Below are 19,493 nucleotides of genomic sequence, written 5' to 3' on the forward strand. Positions count from 1 at the left end.
GGAGCCCATCGGGTACATTCCGCCGGCAGAAGCTGAGGAAAACTACTACCGGCAACTCGCCAGTCAGGCCACCTCGGTGGTGGCCTGACTTAAACCAAATAGCCTCCACGGAACCCGGCGTGATTCAGTCCTGCGAACTCAGCCACTATGCGCAACGGTCGGATGTGCTCAAGAAACTCCTTAGCAATCACATTCATCCGCAAGCTCCCAGCCGCCGTCAGCCAACCTCGTTGCAGCATGGCGTAGCGATACATCCGGTATAGCTGAGGCATTGGAAGCGGTTCCCGCGCACCTCGCTGCACCAATGTTTCTACCAGCGCAGCAAGACGGAACAGCCTGCCTGACAAGTCATCGCCTTGTGATGCCGTTCGCTCATCACAGAGCTCATGCTGACGCGGCAGGATCCACTGAAAACGCTGAACACCTGTCGCCTTGAGCGCTGAAGAAAGCAGAGGTTGAGCATGCTTGGTGCACACCCAAACGCCTGGATATTGATGCTGTAAATGCCAGTACGCCCACCCGGTGCTGCTGGCGTCCTCCTCCATGCAGACTGGACAAGCCTTCAGAGGGTGATGCGCCCGAAAACGACTGGTCAAAATGCCCAGCCGCAGTTTGAGGTGCGCCACGCTATCACCAGCCATGCATTCGATGGCATGCGCGCACTCTTGCGAGGTGATGAAAGCACTGTAGAAGTTGAGCAGCGTCCGATGCAAGCCAACTTCCTGAAGACCTCCTAGCCGCCCTCCAGTGCGTTCAACAAATGTCGCCAGACGATTGGGAAAGTCATGCTGAGCTCCTGCTCTACTCCCCCCGAAGAATCGCTCACTGGTTCGGGAGGCGATGACCTCGCCCGACAGCAAATGCTGTCGGCTCACCAGGCTGAAAAGCGTTTCGTCAGGCAGCCAGTTCAGGAGCAAAAAGTCTGGAAACAGGTCTGGGGTGATGGGCACGCCCCCACTCTACCGAAGCACAACTGCAGATGGAAGACCTCAGAAGTGCCGCCTTCAGAGTCCAGGTTCGCCCCACTCCAGTCCTTCGTCTAGACTGACGGAATGACGGCAGTGCAGCGATTGCTGTCGGTCGACTTTGACTGCCCTGCTCATGGTTTCGGTCGTATACCAGTCGTTGCCTAGCATGTCTCACGGGCGGATCAACGGCGGCTCAGGGACGAGCGGGGAGTTGGGAATCAGCGTGATAAGTCTGCCGTGTAGATACCTAACTACACCACTGTCTACTAGCACACCTACACGGAAGCTGCGTCTGAACTGCTACGCGCACGCCGACGAGACTCGATAAGCATGGCCTCGTATTTTTCGTACTTCTTAGTGACTAAGTTCGTTCGGACTTGCAAGAGCCTCTTGTAGTGGCTCTCGAAATCTCGCTTAAATGCACTTGGGCTAATAACCAGATCGTGAACCGCATTAGCCAGATGCTCAAGCAACGCGTGTTTGAACTGCAAAGACTGCAAGTTCTCTTTATTGATCAGTCTGAACTTTTCAGACTCCACCGCCGTGCCAGAATTGTTAAGCGGAAACACCCATTGACCGTGGGCCAATTTGTTTCGAATCTCGATAATAATTCGCAACTCATTCGTCAGCACACCCTGGAGCGCGTTCCGGCGCGCGGCATAGTCAACCCCAAGAGTGCGCTCGTCAAGCTTTGCATTCTTGACGCGATAGTGTTTTCTAAATGCAAGATCAACGGCTTCTTGCCACTGCTCAAGCTGCGTCGCCTTGCCTTGAACAATCTCCCGCTCGGCTGAATCGAAACCGAACTCTTCATGCAGAAGTTTGCACAATCGAGTTTCTGCCCATGCCCCAATCAAGAACGCATACATGCGCAACAGCGTACGTAAACTTTGTTGAGGGTCTCGCGATGCGATCGCTGCACGTGAAATACGGGAAATATTCGTAAGTGCGATTTCTAATTCGCGCAAATTGGCGACGTGATGTCCGTAGATTTTTGTAGGATTCCGTTGCATTAGCTTTTCACCACTAAAGCTCACTCACGGCGCAAATGAACTTTAGTGGTGAGGGACTCGAACCCTCACTAAATCCCGGCAAGCCGGTGTGTTTCCCTTACACCATCACTCGGCGTGTAGCATACCGCATTTTACAGGTGCGGTAGGTCAAATTTACATGCAGAATGCCCCACATGAGCGACCAACAGGAAATCCTTCAAGAATTGCGCGCCGTCATCGCGGATCAGCAGGAGCTGTTACGGCTATGTCTGTACGTCATGACCGAAGGACCTGTGCAGTACAAGTGGCAGTTGCTCTCCAATGAACTTGATGTGGACAAAATCCGTGCGGCGGCCGGCGTTGCCATGGGTGCTGGTCAGTCGATGAACACCCTGGTCAAGCTCTCTGAAGAGAAGGGGCTGATGATTCGTGATATGTACGGCGTTGCGCGTACGGTGGTGGAGGGATTCATCAACGCCGCCTTCTTCGTGACGCAACCAGTCGATGTTGCTCAGCGCGCCCTTCGGCATGTGGAGTACGCTTCTTGGAAGCACCACAACCGCATCATTGGATCAGGCGAGATGATGTTGGCGGTAAACAGCGACGAAGACCCGAAGAAGACGCTGCGGGACAGGTTCCCTGAGTTCGCAGGTAAGGGTCAAGGTTCTTGGACCACACTGGATGCACCAAACCGAATTGATCGTATCGGCAAGAAAGTAAGGGCCGCGGGGGGAGCATTCCTTGGCGCATACGGGATGGTCTATGCCGTGTCGTCGGAGATCATTCATGGGTCGGTGTACGGAATGAGCTACTTCTTCACTTCTCACACTAAAGACCGCACCTCTCCTGACTCCTTCCGCCATGGTGTCCAAGAGCAATTGATCAATATCTTGTCGGCGGCATCACACGCGGCTTCAGGGTTCCTCGCAGCGTATGCCAACACCGAAAAATTTGGCCCAATCGTCCTTGATGAGCATGAGCTGTTCAAGCGCACGTACAAAGCGGCGACTGGCGACGAATGGGTTGGAGGAGATGAACCCAACTAGACCCAACGCCAAAAGTCCTGCTGTTCGTTTTATTTGGCCCCATCCGCACGAATTACTAATCAAGGACACACGGATCAGACCCGTGGCGCACCTGAGGGCTTGCAGCGAATGACTAATCTATCTCATTGCTGACCTTCCGCCAGAGGCAGTCATTGTGTTGCATCGACCAGTTGAATCCGCAGCCTGAAGCGGTCCTCCAAAAATAGCGTCGGCACCCACTGGAAGCGGTCCTGAGTTAGCTATCAAGGTTTTCTATAGTCGAGGCACCATCGAGCGGAACCTTGGGGGCTTGGAACGCTGCTAGGTCGCACCCCATATCTCACCGGTCGATCTATCTCTTTTGACGTCAGCCATTCGATCTACAGTCGCTAGAGGTATTCCTATTTAGCTTTGGCTGAACCAGACTTCTGTAGATCTCAGTAGATCTGAAGATTTACTATATGGTGAGGCTTCAGAGAAGTTCTGTTTTTTGAAGTTAATGACTTGAGATCATCGAGTATTTCTATTCACAGTCGTGCTGGTAATCTGGGCAAACGTCCTAGACGCTAAGTTCCTGGGACCAACTGCGCCGCCGAATTCAGTCCTATCTTGGATGGGAGGCAGCGCACGAAGCCCCCCCCTGGCTGCAGGCGTCGTCAAGTACCTGCAGGAGAACGTCCTGGCCGCCAACAACCGTCAGCTTGCGCTGTAGACGCCTGTCCGAGGTGGCGAACGCGGCTAGAAGAAGATGGTGGCCGGCACGGGCCGGTCAGCCCGCGTGAGCAAGGCGCCACCAAGGTAGGGCAGTTGCTGGTCGAGGGCATCCACCGCGACCATGCAGCAGCGCTCGACGTGCTTGTGTTCAAACACCTCAGAGGCGAGATGTTCGGCACCTTCCAGAAACTTGCCGGGCTGGCGCTTATCCCTTGCTCGAATGGCCAGCGCTGTGTTGGCCCATTCAGGTCCAACGAGCACGATGGTGTCTTTGCTATCTCGAACCGGCTTGCCTTCACGGATACGTCGGGCAATCTTCTGGACCTCGCGCTCGACTTTTTGCTGTTGGATTGGGGTGAGAGACAAGAGGGCGCCAGTCAACTCGCTCCAGCCAAACATCGGGCGCTTTGAAATCTGCTCACAGAGGCGATTGAACCAGGCGATGGTCGCCCGGCGCGGCTTTCGGGCGTGCTCGCCTTCATCCCTGGCCGTATAGTACCGGTCCAGCCGTGCGGAGTAGCCGTTCAAGGTGATGTTCTGCTCACCAGGCTGGAGTCCGCCGAAGTTCAGCGAGGTGTCCAGGTATAGGCCTAGCATGTCCAGTTCGTCGCCAACCACCTGGTGGGCCAGCATGGTGGAAGCGCGCTGGCGGATGTAATGCAGCCTGACGTGCGGCTGCTCAAACAGGTCAATGAGGACCTCCAGGTCCGCCAGCGAGATGCAAGGTGCGAGGGGGTACAGGTTGTTAAGCACGCCGGCCTGCGCCAAGAGTGAGGGAACGCTCTGCACGGTTGCGAAGTCCTGCAGGCTCACGGATAAGCGCACGACTGCGGTCACCTTGTCCAGTGACAACGGGAAGTCCATCTGGGGCGCACTACCTGCCGAACGCAGAGCAATTTCTTGCTGCAGCTTCGCGGCCAAGCGCCCGGACTGCTCCGACGGCGTGACGATGAGCTCACGCACATCGCGAAGAAGACGGTCGGGAGCGCCACGTAGCGCGGGCCAAGACACTTTAGCCGACTTCGACTCCACCAGCAAGATGGTGGAGTCGAATCGAAGCATGGCGTCAGTCTCGAACTCCTGGTCACCATCGCGCCACTTGAAGCCAGGCACGACTTGGACGTCTGGAAATGCTACCTTCAGAAGGCGCTCGACTTCCGATTCAAGAAAGTGTGCACGCACATCACTGAGTCGCTTCGCGACTTCTGGGTGTGGCTTCACGAGTTCGTCAACGATTGGGTATACAAAGCTCATGAGGGTCTGGGGCAGGGCGCAGAAGTACTGCCCTGGGGAGTCAAGAGCGATGAGCGGCCTGAGCCAGACCGGGTTGTTGAGGAAAAGCCGGTCGACGGGTGTGTTCGTCAGCGCTCCGAAGCTGAGACTCAGCTTGCGCAGCAGGCTTTCCACGGCAGCGGGCGGCAATCCCGTCTCCTGAGTAATCTGGTCGCTCCCGAAGAAGAACTCTGCTGCGAGGTACTGGTCTGCCATCGGAAGCAAGGCGGCTTTCAGCCGACGCGTCGTCAGCGCCTCCCGCTTGAGTTCTGTTGCGGCCTCGGCCGTTTCGCCATCGAAGGGAAATCGAGCAAAGAACGCGTCCACCATCTCGTCCACAGTGACAAGGCAGAGTACATCTTGCACTCGCGACCAGTGGTCGCTTACACGCTTTTCCTGTCGACGAACCAGGTGTTCGAACAGCTTGACGACGTCGCTGGCTGCCAAGCCGCAGCGCGCCCTGAACTGTTGGTCGATGCCTGACAGCAGCTCCCCAGAAATCCTGGTCACGCTGGAGAAGTACCCCCAATTACGAACCACGGTGGTGTGTGCCCTCAGGTACTCCTGTACGATTTGCAGAGCGCCGTCATCCGCCGTCACGGGTCTGTCAACGCTTTCTCGCGTGGGCAAGCGAGCCTGATGCTGGGCGGAAAAAAGCCGGGGCAGCTGGTCGAAGAGGACCTGGATGTCGTCTGGTGTCGAAGGTGACAGTAGCGTGCTGGGGCCCAAGCGAAGGTACATGGCCTGCAGGAACTCGACATGCCCCTGCTGTACTTCGGGTGTGGCTCTTTTCCTGGAGTTGTCCTTCGTCACGAATCGCATGAGCGCGTAGCTCGCCATGACGGCCAGCGTCTGGAAGGGTTCCACCCGTGCGATCAGCGTCTCGACTTCAGAAAGGGCGTCAGCAAGTTCGCTGCGTGCCTGCTCCCCTATCGCAACGACCCAGTCCTTGCGATCTTTGTCGGTCAGTTGCGAGACCGGGATGCTCTTGAAGATGGGGCCCCGCGCGCTGCCGGAGCTGGCTTGCTGGCGCGGCTTGCGTCGTCTCATGCCGGTAATGCGGTAGCCGGTACCAAGAGATTCAACGGGTCAGCAGAACGTTGCCGTAGACCGTCATCGCCAAGCATGTTGACTTCCATCTGGAATTGACCCAGTAAGCCCCAGGGGTTGGGGTCGAATGTAACCCAACAGTCGGGGGTAACGATGATGTTGCCCATCTTCTCACCCACGTAGAAGCGCAGGGCGTTCTCGGGAAACTGTCGCAAGGCCGCGAGATGCTCTTCGAGCTTCTCTGCAATCTCCAAGGCGGCGTAGGTCAGGCCTGCAAATGCCCATGGTGGGACGAGACCCGGAGGTGAGCAACGGGTCGGCCAGCGGGTGGCCCATCCCGGGATCAGACCTGGGCAAGATGAAGATGTAGCTGGACACGGCGCCCTCCTCGAAGTCGCGGCTAAGCTTGTATTTTTGAACAGTATTGAATACTGTGCAAGAACCATCGGCATCGGCGCGCTCCAGCGCGCCTTTGTGTCAATGGGCGCCATCCCGCTTCCTGATCTGCTCCACTGTAGTCTGCCGCCGGTAACCGCAGGCGACTGGAACGGCCTGGCTGTCGCCAACAGGCAAGCCTTGGTCCGCTCTTCCGAGCAGCAGTCATTCATCGTAAACGGGATGACCGGCCGCTCTCAGCCTGAAGCAGCCATCACGTCGAAATTCTCCAACGACTGCACAGCCGCAGCAGCCGCATTCACGCAAAAAAAAGAGCGCTATATGTGAGCGCTCTTTTCATAGCGAAGACTGTACAACAGGTGCGCCAGACAGCTGTAATTTGCCGCCCGACACCAGAAGGCTAGCTCGAGTTTACGACTTTACGGTTACAAATCACCGCCCCGCAAACCCGCATGAATGCTAGCCCCTGGTTTACGACTTTATTTGCCGGTTTACGACTTTAATTACCCAGAACAACAGCGGAGATCGTGAACACGTTCTTACTCCACCGTCACCGACTTCGCCAGATTGCGCGGCTTGTCGACGTCCGTGCCGCGTGCGCAGGCCGTGTGATAAGCGAGCAGTTGCAGCGGAACGACGTGCAGGATGGGGCTCAGCGCGCCATAGTTTTCGGGCATGCGGATCACATTCAGGCCTTCGGCGCTGGCGATCTGCGTGTCGGCATCGGCGAGCACATACAGCACGCCGCCGCGCGCGCGCACTTCCTGCATATTGCTCTTGAGCTTTTCGAGCAGCGCGTCATTGGGGGCCACGGTCACCACGGGCATGGCGCTGGTCACCAGGGCCAGCGGGCCATGCTTGAGTTCGCCCGCGGGGTAGGCTTCGGCGTGGATGTAGCTGATTTCCTTGAGCTTGAGCGCGCCTTCGAGCGCGATCGGGTAGTGGATGCCACGCCCCAGGAACAGCGCGTTCTCGCACTGCGCGAACTCCTCGGCCCAGCTGATGAGCTGCGGCTCTAGCGCCAGCACGGCCTGCAAGGCCACGGGCAGGTGGCGCATCGAAGTGAGGTAACGCGCTTCGTCTTCCTCGCTCAGGCGGCCCTTGCTTTGCGCCAGTGCCAGCGTCAGCAGGAACAGGCCCGCGAGCTGGGTGGTGAACGCCTTGGTCGAGGCCACGCCGATTTCCACGCCAGCGCGCGTGATGTAGGCCAGTTCGCACTCGCGCACCATGGCGCTGGTGGCCACGTTGCAGATCGTCAGCGTGTGCTGCATGCCCAGGCTTTGCGCATGGCGCAGCGCGGCCAGCGTGTCGGCGGTTTCACCCGACTGGCTGATGGTGACGACCAGGGTGCGGGGGTTGGGCACGCTGGTGCGGTAGCGGTATTCGCTGGCCACTTCGACCTGGCAGGGAATGCCGGCAATGTCTTCGAGCCAGTACTTGGCCGCGCAGCCGCTGTAGTAGCTGGTGCCGCAGGCCAGGATCAGCACATTGTCGATTTCCTTGAACACGCGCCAGGCCGCGGCGCCGCTCTTGCCGTGCACGGCCACGCCGTCGAACAGCTCGGGCACGATGCCCAGCACGCCGTCGATGGTGTCGCCGATCGCGCGCGGCTGCTCGAAGATCTCTTTTTGCATGTAGTGGCGGTACGGGCCGAGCTCGGCCGCGCCGCTGTGCGCATGCACGGTGCGCACCGGCCGCTGCTCGGGCGTGAGCGCCTGGCCGGCCTTGTCGAACAGCCAGTAGCGGCCGCGCTGCAGGTCGACCATGTCGCCTTCCTCGAGGTAGACGATCTGGTCGGTCACGCCGGCCAGCGCCATGGCATCGCTGGCGACGAAATGCTCGCCGCCCTCGCCTATGCCCAGGATCAGCGGCGAGCCCGCGCGCGCGCTGACCAGGCGCTCGGGTTCGTCCTTGTGCATCACGGCCAGCGCGTAGGCGCCGTGCAGCTGGGCGACGGCGGCGCGGAACGCTTCGAACAGGTCACCGTTGTAGAGGCTGTCGACCAGGTGGGCAATGACTTCGGTGTCGGTCTGGCTGACGAACACATAGCCCTTGGCCTGCAGGCTGGTGCGCAGCGCCTCGTAGTTTTCGATGATGCCGTTGTGCACCAGCGCCACGCGGGCCGGCTGGCCTGGCCGGGCTTCACCCGGACCGAAGCTGAAATGCGGGTGGGCGTTGCGCACGGCGGGTTCGCCATGGGTCGCCCAGCGGGTGTGGGCGATGCCGGTGAAGCCCTGCAGGTTTTCGGTCTGCACCTGCTCGAGCAGCTCGGCCACGCGGGCCGTGCTGCGCGCACGCGTCAGGCCGGTGCTGCGCGTGCCGGAGGCATCGAGCGCATGCACGGCCACGCCGCAGGAGTCATATCCGCGGTACTCGAGGCGTTGCAGGCCCTGCACCAGTACGGGAACGATATTGCGATGGGAAACGGCGCCGACAATGCCACACATGGAATGCTCCTGAAGAAAGACAGGCGATGCTATATTTGTCAGCAAGAAACTTTCGATCGTTATTCATATATAACTGAAATTAAATTTCTTAATACCCCAAAAAAGAAATTTAATTTCACAACAACTGGATTTTCGAAATAAATGATCGACGACATTGACCTGCAGCTGCTGGATTTATTGCAACGGGATGCAAGCCTGAGCAACCAGGCACTGGCCGAGCGCGTGAATGTCTCCCCCCCGACCTGCCTGCGCCGCGTGCGGCGCCTGCACGAGGAAGGCATCATCGAGCGCCAGGTCGCCTTCCTGCAGCCCGAGCGCCTCGCCGCCCTCTCGGGCCACGGCCTCACGGCCTGGATCGAAGTCACGCTGGACCGCCAGGACGCGCAGGCGCTGGACCGCTTCGAAGCCCGCGCCGTGGCCGAGGACGCGGTGCAGCAATGCTGGCGCGTCTCGCCCGGCCCCGACTTCATGCTCGCCACCTATACGCGCGACATGCCCAGCTACCTCGCGCTGACCCAGCGGCTGTTCACGCAGGACAGCAATGTCCGCAATGTGCGCGCGTTCTTCGCGACCAAACGCGCCAAGTTCGAGACCAAGATACCGTTGGCGCCGCGCTGACGCGTTCTCACTGCGCGGGCGAGGGCGCAGGCCAATTCACAACGACCGTGCAACCCTGGCCCGGTGCACTGTGCAAAGAAAGTTCAGCGCCGTGCTGGCGTGCCGCGGTCTGCGCGACGGCAAGTCCCACGCCCACGCCGTCGAACTCGGTTTCGCGGTGCAGGCGCTGGAACAGCCCGAACACCTGGCCCGCGCGTGACCCATCACAGCCCACACCGTTGTCCTGCACCTGCCAGCGCACACCGCCATCGGGCAACGCCTCGGCCTGCAAACTGATCTGCGGCGACGACTGGCCGCGCGAGAACTTCAGCGCATTGTCGAACAGCGCTGTCAGCATGGCGCGCAGCAACTGCGGGTCGGCCTGCAGCAGCACCTGCGCCGCGGGCAGGCGCCACTGCACCTGCGCCGCCGTGGGCTCGGCCGCGAGCAGCGCCGCGCGCACTTCGTCCGCCACCTGTACCAGGTCCACGGTTTGCAGGCGCCGGTGCTCGCGCAGCATTCCCGCCACCTGCAACACACCATCGAGCATGCTGCCCATGCGGCGCGCGGCCTGCTCCATCACCCCGAGGAACTGCTCCGCTTCCTGGGCATCCCCGCCCTGCAGGCCGGCCACATGCAGGGTTTCGCGCAGCAAGGGCGTATACGACGTGATATGGCGCAGCGGCGCGCGCAGGTCGTGCGAAAGCGCACGCAACCAATCCTCGTGGCTGGCGCGCAGTGCGGCGAGCTCCTGCTCGCGCTGGGCCAGCAGGGCCAGCGCCTGGGGCAGATCGGCAGGCGTAGGCTGCGCCGGTGCAATGCTGGGAGCAGGGTCGGGCATCATGGCTTGGGGAGTTTGCTCGGACGTTTCCAGTGGGAGATATTGGCCTGACGGCCGCGCGCCACGCCCAGTGTGCCCGCGGGCACATCCTTGGCAATCGTCGAGCCGCCGCCAACGGTCGCGCCCGCGCCCACCGTGACCGGCGCGACCAGCACGCAGTTGCTGCCGATGTGCGCATCGGCCTCGATCACGGTACGGTGCTTGTTGACGCCGTCGTAGTTGGCCGTGATGCTGCCGGCGCCGTAGTTGACGCGCTCGCCGACCGTCGCATCGCCTAGGTAGGCCAGGTGGTTGGCCTTGGCGCCGTCGGCCAGCGTGCTGTTCTTGACTTCGACGAAGTTGCCGATATGCACTTCGCGGCCGAGCTGGGCGCCGGGGCGCAGGCGCGCAAACGGTCCGACCAGCGTGCCCTCACCCACGGTCACGCCGAGCTTTTCGCCATCGATGTGCGTGTAGGGGTGGATGACCGCGCCCGCGCCAATGGTGGCGTTGGCGATGCAGCAGTGCGCGCCTATCGACGCGCCCGCGCCTATCGTCACCTCGCCGCTGAAGATGCAGCCGACATCGATTTCCACGTCCTGGCCACAGGCCAGCGCGGCACGCGCGCCGCTGCGCTTGTCGTCGCGCAGGTCGAAGCGCGCGGGGTCGGCCAGGCGCACCCCCTGCTCCATCAGCTTGCGGGCCTGGCGCAGCTGGTGGGCGCGCTCGAGTTCGGCCAGCTGCACCGGGCTGTTGACGCCCGCGACCTGCAGCGCGTCATCGATGCAGTGCGCGACCACGGGCACACCGTCGGCCACGGCCATGGCCACGATGTCGGTCAGGTAGTACTCGCCCTGGGCGTTGTCATTGTTCAGGCGCGCGAGCCAGCCGCTGAGCAGCCGCGCGGGCACGGCCATGATGCCGCTGTAGATCTCGGCGATGCGCCGCTGCGCTTCGCTCGCATCCTTGTGCTCGACGATGGCCTGCACCGCGCCCGCGGGCGTGCGCACGATGCGGCCGTAGCCGGTCGGGTCGGGCAGGGTCACGGTCAGCAGCGCAAGCCGGTCGCTGCCCGCGGCGTCGACCAGCGCCTGCAGCGTAGCGGCCTCGGTCAGCGGCACGTCGCCCGACAGCACCACGGCCACGCCATCGTCACGCAGCAGCGGCACTGCCTGCTGCACCGCGTGCCCCGTGCCCAGCTGGGGCTCCTGGCGCACGAAATCCAGCGCAAAGCCCATGGGGCGGGCATCGGCTGCTGCAGAAATCGCGGCCTCGACTTCGGCCGCGCCATGACCGGTCACCACCACCGCGCTGCGCGCCCCGAGGTGCGCGGCCTGGTCGAGCACATGCTGCAGCAGCGGCCTTCCGCCAAGCCGTTGCAAAACCTTGGGGAAGCGGCTTTTCATACGCGTGCCCTTGCCCGCGGCCATGATGATGAGGTCCAGTGATGCTGTCATTTGATTGCCTGTCATGATCGAAAGACTGCGCCGCGCAGGCACAGACATGGTGGCGAATTATCGCGCCCGGGCTTCATCCCCGCATACCGGCGGCAATGCCAGGCCGCGGCAAGCGAATATCTTTTACATTTCAGGGCTGCACCGGCCCTCACCGTGGGCGCCGCGCCGCCGTATCCCTGCCCTGGAGCCGTCATGCCCTCTTCGCCGCCCTCGTCCCTGTCGCCTGCACCGCCGCTGCGCACGCGCGCCGTGGCAGCAGGCCATCTGCGGGCGTTCGTGGCCGCGGCCGAACACCTGAATTTCCGCGCTGCCGCCGATACGCTGGCGCTCACGCCCTCGGCCGTGAGCCGGCAGATCCAGGCGCTGGAAGACGAAGTCGGGGTTGCGCTGTTCCTGCGCCACACGCGCGCCGTGGAACTGACCAGCGCCGGCGTGCACCTGCTGCGCGCGGTCGCGCCGGGGCTCGAGCGCATAGACGCCGCCGTGCGCCAGTTGCGCCAGACCGCAGGGCGCAAAAGCGTGGCGATCACCACCTGGGCCAGCTTCGCGGCCATGTGGCTGATCCCGCGGCTCGAAGCCTTTCAGCGCGAATTCCCCGACATCGACATCCGCATCGACACCTCGGACACGGTGATGGACATGGAAACCACCGATGTCGATCTCGCGCTGCGCTACAGCCGCGCGCCCGAGGGCGCGGGTGCCGAGCGCCTGTTCGGCGAACAGCTGGCCGTGGTCGCCAGCCCCTGGCTGCTGCGCAGCCAGCCGGCGATTCGCACGCCGGCCGACGCCGCGCGCTTCACGCTGATCGAGACCGGCGATGCGCAGCGCCTGCCGCAACTCGCCTGGCTGGGCTGGCAGCGCTGGTTCCATGCGCACGGCTGCGCCCCGCTGCAACCACCGCGCTGGCTGTATTTCAACTACGCCCACCAGATCGTGCAGGCCGCACTCGCGGGCCAGGGCCTGGCGATTGCGCGCCTGCCGCTGGTCGCCGACGCGCTGGCCAGCGGCGACCTGGTCGAAGTACTGCCCGCGCACCGGCTCGACTCGCCCCTGGCCTACTGGCTGCTGCCCGGCCCGCGCAGCGCGCCGCGCCCCGAAGTGCAGGCCTTTTGCGATTGGTTGCGCGGTCAGGCCGCGCTCACGCGCGCGGCCATGGGCCCCACGTCAAGCTGAGGGGCTGGAACAACGGCGTCAAGCACAGTTCTCAGCCTCAGAAACTGGCGTGGCCCAGCAAGGGGACACCGAGCAAGGGCCGCCCCGCAGCGATGGTGTCGTCCCCCGCCACCGAAGGATGAGCGGGGGAAGCCGCGTAAGCGGCTCAGGGGGTGGTGAGTTTCACTCTCGCAAACTTGCGCTTGCCGACCTGCACCACAAAGGTGCCCGCATCGAGCTTGAGGCCGCGGTCGCTGATCACCGCACCATCGACGCGCACGCCGCCGCCGTCGATCAGGCGGTTGGCTTCGCTGGTCGAGGGTGCGAGATTCGCCTGCTTGAGCAGCGCGCCAATGCCCAGCGGTGCGCCGGACAGCTGGACTTCAGGGATCTCATCGGGCACGCCGCCCTTGCTGCGGTTGATGAAGTCCTGCTCGGCGGCATCGGCCGCAGCGGCCGAATGGAAGCGCGCGGTGATTTCCTTGGCCAGCATGACCTTGGCGTCCTTGGGATTGCGCCCGCCCGCGACTTCGGCCTTGAGGGCGGCGATCTCGGCCAGGCTCTTGAACGACAGCAGCGTGTACCAGTCCCACATCAGCGTGTCCGAAATCGACAGCACCTTGGCGAACATGGTGTTGGCTTCCTCGGTGATGCCGATGTAGTTGTTCTTGGACTTGGACATCTTGTCCACGCCGTCCAGGCCCACGAGCAGCGGCATGGTCAGCACGCACTGCGGCTCCTGGCCGTATTCCTGCTGCAGATGGCGGCCCATCAGCAGGTTGAACTTCTGGTCGGTGCCGCCGAGCTCCAGGTCGGCCTTGAGCGCAACGGAGTCATAGCCCTGCAGCATGGGGTAGAGGAATTCGTGCAGCGAAATCGACTGGCCGCCATGGAAGCGCTTGTGGAAGTCGTCGCGCTCCATCATGCGCGCCACGGTGTACTTGGCCGACAGCTCGATCATGCCGCGCGCGCCCAGCTGGTCACACCATTCGCTGTTGTAGCGCACTTCGGTGCGCGCCGGGTCCAGCACCATCGCCGCTTGGCGGTAGTAGGTCTCGGCGTTGATCTTGATCTGCTCGGCCGTGAGCGGGGGGCGTGTGGAGTTGCGGCCCGAGGGGTCGCCGATCAGCGTGGTGAAGTCGCCGATCAGAAAAATCACCTGGTGGCCCAGATCTTGCAGCTGGCGCATCTTGTTGAGCACCACCGTATGACCGATATGAATATCCGGCGCCGTAGGATCAAGACCCAGCTTCACCCGCAAAGGCACGCCGGTGGCAGCCGAACGCGCGAGCTTGCGCGTCCATTCGTCCTGGGGCAGCAGCTCCTCGACACCGCGCAAGCTGATTTCAAGCGCTTGGCTCACCCCTTCGGTGACTGGGTATGTTGTAACAGCAGGTTGATTCATAAGGGTTTTTTTCGATGCTGGGGAAGTACCCCCCGTTATAATTCATGGCTTGTCGCTGTGGCGAATTCTAGTAGGGTCCCCGTATCGACACTGTCGAATGGCTTCCAACCCCTGGAAAGCGCGTCCTGCCGCACCTCCATTTCCTCGTCTGACTGGACGCGCACCGAAACGGGAACTCGATTTTGAAATCTGGACTGATCATTGCCGGCAATGCCTTGCTCGCGCGGATAAGTAACACTCTGCAACAACACCCCAAGCGCGTTACATCCGCGCTGGCCTCCCTGTTGTTGACAGCCGGTGGTGGCGCCTTCGCCGTTGCGTCGCTGGGACCCGATCCTGCCGACCTCCCGGTGCGCACCCTGACCCAACAGGTCGTCTCGCTGGCCGATGACACGCCCCTGGTCGAGCTGACCGAGCTGCAGGATTTTGCGCTCTACCGCTCCGACCTGTCGCGTAGCAACGACAGCGCCGAAGCGCTGCTCCAGCGCCTGGGCGTTGCCGACCCCCAAGCCTCGTCCTACCTGCGCAGCAATGAACAGGTGCGCCAGCACCTGCTTTCTCGCGGTGGCCGCCTGGTCTCGGCCGAAGCCACGAACGACCACCAGCTGACGCGCCTGACCGCCCGCTGGGCACCCGACGACGACAGCGCCCAGTTCCAGCGCCTCGTGGTCGAACGCCAGGACAAGGGTTTTGTGACCCGCCTTGAAACCGGCGATCTGGTGTCGAACAACCGCCTCGCGGGCGGCGTGATCCAGAGCTCGCTGTTTGCCGCGACCGATGCCGCCAACATTCCCGATGCCGTCGCTTCGCAACTGGCCGAAGTCTTCAACGGCAAGATCGACTTCCGCCGTTCGCTGCGCAAGAACGACCGCTTCACCCTGGTCTACGAAACCCTAGAAGCCGATGGCGAACCGCTGCGCAGTGGCCGCCTGCTGAGCGCGGAATTCCACAACAATGGCACGGTCCACCAGGCCATGTGGTTCCAGGAGCCCGGCACCAAGGGCGCCTACTACGCACTCGACGGATCCAGCCTCGAGCGCTCCTATCTGTCGGCACCGCTGGCCTTCTCGCGTGTGAGCAGCGGCTTTGCGATGCGCTTCCACCCGATTCAAAAGACCTGGCGCGCCCACAGCGGCACCGACTTCGCGGCCCCCACGGGCACCGCGGTGCGTACCGTCGCCGATGGCGTGGTCGAATTCGCGGGCGTGCAAAACGGCTACGGCAATGTGATTTTCGTCAAGCATCCGGACAACAACGTCACGGTCTATGCCCACCTGAGCCGCATGGACGTGCGCAAGGGCGCGAGCGTCTCCCAAGGCGCGACCATAGGCGCCGTCGGCTCCACCGGCTGGGCCACGGGCCCGCACCTGCACTTTGAAGTGCGCGTCAACGGCAAGGCCCAGGATCCGCTGACCGTCATCGGCACCGCGCAGGCCGCACGCCCGGTCTCGGCCGCCGCCCGCACGGCCTTCAACCGCCAGGCAGCGCAAATGCGCCTCGCACTCGACTCCGCCCAGCAGACGCTGGCCAGCGCAGAGTAAGCCCCCGCGCACCTCCTTGAAAAGCCGCTGCAAAGCGGCTTTTTTCATCGCCGGGCCGCCCCAAGATGAAAAGCGCCCCCTTTGGGGGCAGCGACCACACGCAGTGGGGAGCGTGGGGGCCATTTTTCATCGCCGGGCCGCCCCAAGGTGAAAAGCATCTGGGGAGCTTCGCCCCCCCAGCGCGGACCTTGCGCAGCAAGGGGAGCGTGGGGGCCATTTTTCATCGCCGGGCTACCCCAAGATGAAAAGCGTCTGGGGGGCTTAGCCCCCCAGCGCGACCACACGCAGTGGGGAGCGTGGGGGCCATTTTTCATGTGCGCGGTGCACCACGCCGCTAACATGACTCCCATGACCTGCGCCACCCTCACCCCCACCCCTGATCTCTATATCGGCCTGATGTCGGGCACCTCGCTCGATGGCGTTGACGGCGTGCTGGTCGACTTCCAGGGTCACACACAGGTATTGCAACATGCGGGCTGCGGCTTCGATGCCGGACTGCGCGCCGAGCTGCTGGCACTCAACACCGCGGGCGACAACGAGCTGCACCGCGCCGCGCTGGCAGCCAACGCCCTGGTCGCATGCTATGCCGACGTGGTGCAGCAGTTGCTGCAGCGCGCGGGCCTGCCGCCGCAGGCGGTGCAGGCGATCGGCGCCCACGGGCAGACCGTGCGCCACCGCCCGCAGATGTTCGACGGCACGGGCTATACACTGCAGCTCAACAACCCGGCGCTGCTTGCCGAGCGCTGCAGCATCCGCGTCGTCGCCGACTTCCGCAGCCGCGACGTGGCCGCGGGCGGCCAGGGCGCGCCGCTGGTGCCGGCATTCCATCAGAGCGTGTTCGGCCAGCCCGGGCAGACACTGCTGGCGCTCAATATCGGCGGCATTTCCAATCTGAGCGTACTGCCCGCCGATGGCGAAGTCAGCGGCTTCGACTGCGGCCCGGGCAACGCACTGATGGACGCCTGGTGCCAGCGCCACACCGGCCAGGCCTATGACGATGACGGCGCCTGGGCGGCCAGCGGCAGCGTGCTGCCTGCGCTGCTGCAGCGGCTGCTGGACGAGCCTTTCCTGCTGCAGCCCCCGCCCAAGAGCACGGGCCGCGACCTGTTCAATCCCGACTGGCTGCAACAGCGGCTGACCCTCTTGCCGCCCGGCACCCGCGCCGAGGACGTACAGGCCACGCTGACCGAGTTCACCGCGCGCGCCTGCGTCGACGGCGCGCTGCGCTGGGGCCGGGACGCGGCGCAACTGCTGGTCTGCGGCGGCGGCGCGCTCAACGGCCGCCTGATGGCGCGCATCACCGCACTGCTGCCCGGCATGCATGTACAGAGCACCATGGCCAGCGGCCTGCCGCCACTGCAGGTCGAAGCTGCAGCCTTTGCCTGGCTCGCGCGCCAGACGCTGCTGGGGCTGCCCGGCAATCTCGCACGCGTGACCGGCGCGCTCGGGCCGCGCGTGCTGGGCGCGGTGTATCCGGCCTAAGCCTTAGACCCAGACGGCGGCGGATCAAGCCGCGTGAAGATGGCCGCCGAGAACAGCGTCATCACGCCCATGCAGACAAAAGTCGCCTGGAATGCCGGCAGGCTGCCAGCAGCCCCGGCCTGGCCCCAGAGCGCATGAAAGCCCGCGAGCACCGCGCCCGCGACCGCTACCCCCATGCCCATGGCCAGCATCTGCACCATCGACAGCAGGCTGTTGCCGCTGCTCGCGTGCTCCGCCTCGAGGTCCTTGAGCGTCACGGAGTTCATGCCCATGAACTGCATGGAGTTGCTCGCACCAAACACCAGCAACTGCACGATGCGCAGCCAAAAAGGCTGATCCGGCGTGATCAGCGCAAAACTCGCGATCATCACGGCCAGCAGGCCGGTGTTCGCGACCAGCGTGCGCCGGTAGCCCCAGCGCTGGATCAGCCGCGTGCCCGCCGGCTTGACCAGCATGCTGGCCAGCACCGTGGGCAGCATCATCATGCCGGCCTGCATGGGCGACAGGCCAATGCAGACCTGCAGCACCAGCGGAATCAGAAACGGAATGCTCGAACTTCCCAGCCGCGTGAACAGATTGCCCAGCAGGCCCACGCGCAGGCTGCGCACCGCGAACAGCTCGGGCGCGAACAGCGGATCGGGCCGGCGCCGCGCGTGCCACCAATAGACCAGCAGGCTTGCCAGGCCCGCGGCCAGCAGCGCGGTCGCGCCGCCCGCGCCCAGAAAGTGCAGACCTTCGAGCGACAGCGACACCGCGACCATGCCAAAAGCCAGCAGCGCATAGCCCGCAACATCGAAACGCTTCAGGTGCAGCAACAAGGAGTCGGGCATGAAGCGCAGCGTGGCCAGCAGGCCGATCGCGCCCACGGGCACATTGACCAGGAAAATCCAGTGCCAGGTCGCATACTCCACCATCCAGCCGCCCAGCGTAGGCCCGACCAGCGGCCCGATCAGCCCGGGCAGCGTGACGAAACTCATGGCGCGCAGGAACTGCTCGCGCGGAAAGGCGCGCAGCACGGCCAGCCGCCCCACGGGCATCAGCAACGCGCCGCCGCAGCCCTGGACAATGCGCGCAAGCACCAGTTGGTTTAGGCTCGCGGCGACCGCGCACAGCACCGAGCCGAGCACGAACAGCGCAATCGCCAGCAGATAGACGCGGCGCGTGCCGAAGCGGTCAGCGATCCAGCCCGATGCGGGAATGACCATGGCCATGGTCAGAGAATAGGCGACGATCACCGACTGCATGCGCAGCGGGCTTTCGCCCAGCGCCGCGGCCATGGTCGGCAAGGCCGTGTTGACGATGGTCGCATCCAGCGTCTGCATGAAAAAGCCGATGGCGACCAGCCACAGCAGTACGGTATTTGAGCGGGCAAGCGTCATGGAAAAGCGTCAATGCGGGGAACGAAGCGGGCATAAAAAAGGCCCCCACGCTTGCTCACTGCGTGTAGCCGCTGCCCCCCACGGGGGCGCTTATTGCCTTGGGGCGGCCCGGCGTCAATAAAAAAACCGCCTGTGGCAGGCGGTTGGGCAGAGGGCCCGGCAGATGCACGGAGCCCAAAGCAATTCTGTGTCGCTCAGGCCGAGAAGCTCGAACCGCAACCGCAGGTGGTCGTGGCATTCGGGTTCTTGATCACGAACTGCGCGCCCTGCAGGTCTTCCTTGTAGTCGATCTCGGCGCCCACCAGGTACTGGTAGCTCATGGCATCGATCAGCAGCGACACGCCGTTCTTGGTCATGGTCGTGTCGTCTTCATTGGTGATTTCATCGAACGTGAAACCATACTGGAAGCCCGAGCAACCGCCGCCTTGCACGAACACGCGCAGCTTCAACTCAGGGTTGCCTTCTTCGGCGATCAGGTCCGCCACTTTCGCCGCCGCACTGTCGGTGAAAAGGATGGGAGAAGGCATTTCGCTCTGGATGTTTTCTGCAACGGCGCTCATGTGGGTACTCCGATATTCAAGGTTTGAGGGAAATGGTACTGCAGATCGCTCGGGAATTCGGACCACCCTTTGCTTGCCGACAAAGCGAGTGGGGCCATTCACCTTTGTGCAATCGGCATAGGGGGCCTCCATTCTTGGAGGCACCCCTGCCACACCACCCGGCATGCGGATCCGCACCGGGCGGTTCGAGAGCTTGAGGTCAAGACAATCTTGGCACTCCCAGCCGGTCAAAGTAC

16 protein-coding genes are annotated in these 19,493 nt (G+C 63.0%); 6 read left to right on the plus strand and 10 right to left on the minus strand.

The window, feature by feature from the left end; all coding sequences use genetic code 11:
- Positions 1-89: 89 nt before the first annotated feature.
- Both GVL12_RS24740 and GVL12_RS24745 read right to left on the minus strand, forming a co-directional pair.
- Entirely contained in the window at positions 90-950 is an 861-nt protein-coding gene (locus GVL12_RS24740; RefSeq protein WP_159918219.1) for a TniQ family protein, read from the minus strand.
- A gap of 293 nt (positions 951-1,243) precedes the next feature.
- On the minus strand, positions 1,244-1,981 hold the full coding sequence (locus GVL12_RS24745) for a hypothetical protein (RefSeq protein WP_159918220.1): 738 nt from the start codon (positions 1,979-1,981) through the stop codon (positions 1,244-1,246).
- A gap of 173 nt (positions 1,982-2,154) precedes the next feature.
- Here GVL12_RS24745 and GVL12_RS24750 point away from each other — a divergent pair, with 173 nt between their 5' ends.
- Positions 2,155-3,006 (plus strand): DUF5677 domain-containing protein, encoded by an 852-nt coding sequence (locus GVL12_RS24750; RefSeq protein WP_159918221.1) that lies wholly within the window; start codon positions 2,155-2,157, stop codon positions 3,004-3,006.
- Between the two features lie 717 nt (positions 3,007-3,723).
- Here GVL12_RS24750 and GVL12_RS24755 read toward each other — a convergent pair.
- Entirely contained in the window at positions 3,724-6,021 is a 2,298-nt protein-coding gene (locus GVL12_RS24755; RefSeq protein WP_159918222.1) for a hypothetical protein, read from the minus strand.
- Positions 6,018-6,275 carry a hypothetical protein gene (locus tag GVL12_RS24760; RefSeq protein ID WP_159918223.1) on the minus strand — a complete coding sequence of 86 codons (258 nt, stop codon included), beginning with the start codon at positions 6,273-6,275 and terminating at the stop codon, positions 6,018-6,020. Before GVL12_RS24760 ends, GVL12_RS24755 begins: the two co-directional genes overlap by 4 nt.
- A gap of 160 nt (positions 6,276-6,435) precedes the next feature.
- Between GVL12_RS24760 and GVL12_RS24765 the strand changes: the two genes are divergently transcribed.
- Positions 6,436-6,744 (plus strand): hypothetical protein, encoded by a 309-nt coding sequence (locus GVL12_RS24765; protein ID WP_159918224.1) that lies wholly within the window; start codon positions 6,436-6,438, stop codon positions 6,742-6,744.
- A gap of 212 nt (positions 6,745-6,956) precedes the next feature.
- On the opposite strand, the gene glmS is transcribed toward GVL12_RS24765, so the two are convergent.
- Positions 6,957-8,864, minus strand: coding sequence for a glutamine--fructose-6-phosphate transaminase (isomerizing) (glmS, locus tag GVL12_RS24770; protein ID WP_159918225.1), 1,908 nt, complete (start codon positions 8,862-8,864; stop codon positions 6,957-6,959).
- Positions 8,865-9,005: 141 nt separating this feature from the next.
- Here glmS and GVL12_RS24775 point away from each other — a divergent pair, with 141 nt between their 5' ends.
- On the plus strand, positions 9,006-9,482 hold the full coding sequence (locus GVL12_RS24775; protein ID WP_159918226.1) for an Lrp/AsnC family transcriptional regulator: 477 nt from the start codon (positions 9,006-9,008) through the stop codon (positions 9,480-9,482).
- Positions 9,483-9,489: 7 nt separating this feature from the next.
- Here the strand turns inward: GVL12_RS24775 and GVL12_RS24780 are convergent, their stop codons facing one another.
- On the minus strand, positions 9,490-10,302 hold the full coding sequence (locus GVL12_RS24780; protein ID WP_159918234.1) for an ATP-binding protein: 813 nt from the start codon (positions 10,300-10,302) through the stop codon (positions 9,490-9,492).
- The gene (gene glmU / locus GVL12_RS24785; protein WP_159918227.1) at positions 10,302-11,738 is read right to left on the minus strand and encodes a bifunctional UDP-N-acetylglucosamine diphosphorylase/glucosamine-1-phosphate N-acetyltransferase GlmU; all 1,437 of its coding nucleotides are present in this window, start codon (positions 11,736-11,738) and stop codon (positions 10,302-10,304) included. The genes GVL12_RS24780 and glmU overlap by 1 nt, the downstream gene beginning before the upstream one ends.
- A gap of 192 nt (positions 11,739-11,930) precedes the next feature.
- Between glmU and GVL12_RS24790 the strand changes: the two genes are divergently transcribed.
- Complete coding sequence (locus tag GVL12_RS24790; RefSeq protein ID WP_159918228.1) at positions 11,931-12,911, plus strand: LysR substrate-binding domain-containing protein; 981 nt, start codon at positions 11,931-11,933, stop codon at positions 12,909-12,911.
- 145 nt (positions 12,912-13,056) lie between these two features.
- Here the strand turns inward: GVL12_RS24790 and tyrS are convergent, their stop codons facing one another.
- On the minus strand, positions 13,057-14,253 hold the full coding sequence (gene tyrS, locus GVL12_RS24795) for a tyrosine--tRNA ligase (RefSeq protein WP_235033974.1): 1,197 nt from the start codon (positions 14,251-14,253) through the stop codon (positions 13,057-13,059).
- Positions 14,254-14,645: 392 nt separating this feature from the next.
- Between tyrS and GVL12_RS24800 the strand changes: the two genes are divergently transcribed.
- On the plus strand, positions 14,646-15,836 hold the full coding sequence (locus GVL12_RS24800; RefSeq protein ID WP_200844067.1) for a M23 family metallopeptidase: 1,191 nt from the start codon (positions 14,646-14,648) through the stop codon (positions 15,834-15,836).
- A gap of 348 nt (positions 15,837-16,184) precedes the next feature.
- Complete coding sequence (locus GVL12_RS24805; RefSeq protein ID WP_159918231.1) at positions 16,185-17,318, plus strand: anhydro-N-acetylmuramic acid kinase; 1,134 nt, start codon at positions 16,185-16,187, stop codon at positions 17,316-17,318.
- On the opposite strand, the gene mdtD is transcribed toward GVL12_RS24805, so the two are convergent.
- Both mdtD and erpA read right to left on the minus strand, forming a co-directional pair.
- Positions 17,315-18,697, minus strand: coding sequence for a multidrug transporter subunit MdtD (gene mdtD, locus GVL12_RS24810; RefSeq protein WP_159918232.1), 1,383 nt, complete (start codon positions 18,695-18,697; stop codon positions 17,315-17,317). The two genes, GVL12_RS24805 and mdtD, sit on opposite strands and share 4 nt — an antisense overlap.
- A 194-nt stretch (positions 18,698-18,891) precedes the next feature.
- Positions 18,892-19,257, minus strand: coding sequence for an iron-sulfur cluster insertion protein ErpA (erpA, locus tag GVL12_RS24815; RefSeq protein WP_159918233.1), 366 nt, complete (start codon positions 19,255-19,257; stop codon positions 18,892-18,894).
- Positions 19,258-19,493 lie beyond the last annotated feature (236 nt).

The sequence above is a fragment of the Pantoea sp. 18069 genome, assembly GCF_902706035.1.
Classification (GTDB): domain Bacteria; phylum Pseudomonadota; class Gammaproteobacteria; order Burkholderiales; family Burkholderiaceae_C; genus Comamonas.

Excerpts from the sequence above, each read along its gene's own strand:
- erpA (WP_159918233.1), bottom strand. The coding sequence starts at position 19,257 with ATGAGCGCCGTTGCAGAAAACATCCAGAGCGAAATGCCTTCTCCCATC.
- GVL12_RS24775 (WP_159918226.1), top strand. The coding sequence starts at position 9,006 with ATGATCGACGACATTGACCTGCAGCTGCTGGATTTATTGCAACGGGAT.
- GVL12_RS24790 (WP_159918228.1), top strand. The coding sequence starts at position 11,931 with ATGCCCTCTTCGCCGCCCTCGTCCCTGTCGCCTGCACCGCCGCTGCGC.
- GVL12_RS24805 (WP_159918231.1), top strand. The coding sequence starts at position 16,185 with ATGACCTGCGCCACCCTCACCCCCACCCCTGATCTCTATATCGGCCTG.
- GVL12_RS24750 (WP_159918221.1), top strand. The coding sequence starts at position 2,155 with ATGAGCGACCAACAGGAAATCCTTCAAGAATTGCGCGCCGTCATCGCG.
- mdtD (WP_159918232.1), bottom strand. The coding sequence starts at position 18,697 with ATGACGCTTGCCCGCTCAAATACCGTACTGCTGTGGCTGGTCGCCATC.
- GVL12_RS24780 (WP_159918234.1), bottom strand. The coding sequence starts at position 10,302 with ATGCCCGACCCTGCTCCCAGCATTGCACCGGCGCAGCCTACGCCTGCC.
- glmU (WP_159918227.1), bottom strand. The coding sequence starts at position 11,738 with ATGACAGCATCACTGGACCTCATCATCATGGCCGCGGGCAAGGGCACG.
- glmS (WP_159918225.1), bottom strand. The coding sequence starts at position 8,864 with ATGTGTGGCATTGTCGGCGCCGTTTCCCATCGCAATATCGTTCCCGTA.
- GVL12_RS24755 (WP_159918222.1), bottom strand. The coding sequence starts at position 6,021 with ATGAGACGACGCAAGCCGCGCCAGCAAGCCAGCTCCGGCAGCGCGCGG.
- GVL12_RS24745 (WP_159918220.1), bottom strand. The coding sequence starts at position 1,981 with ATGCAACGGAATCCTACAAAAATCTACGGACATCACGTCGCCAATTTG.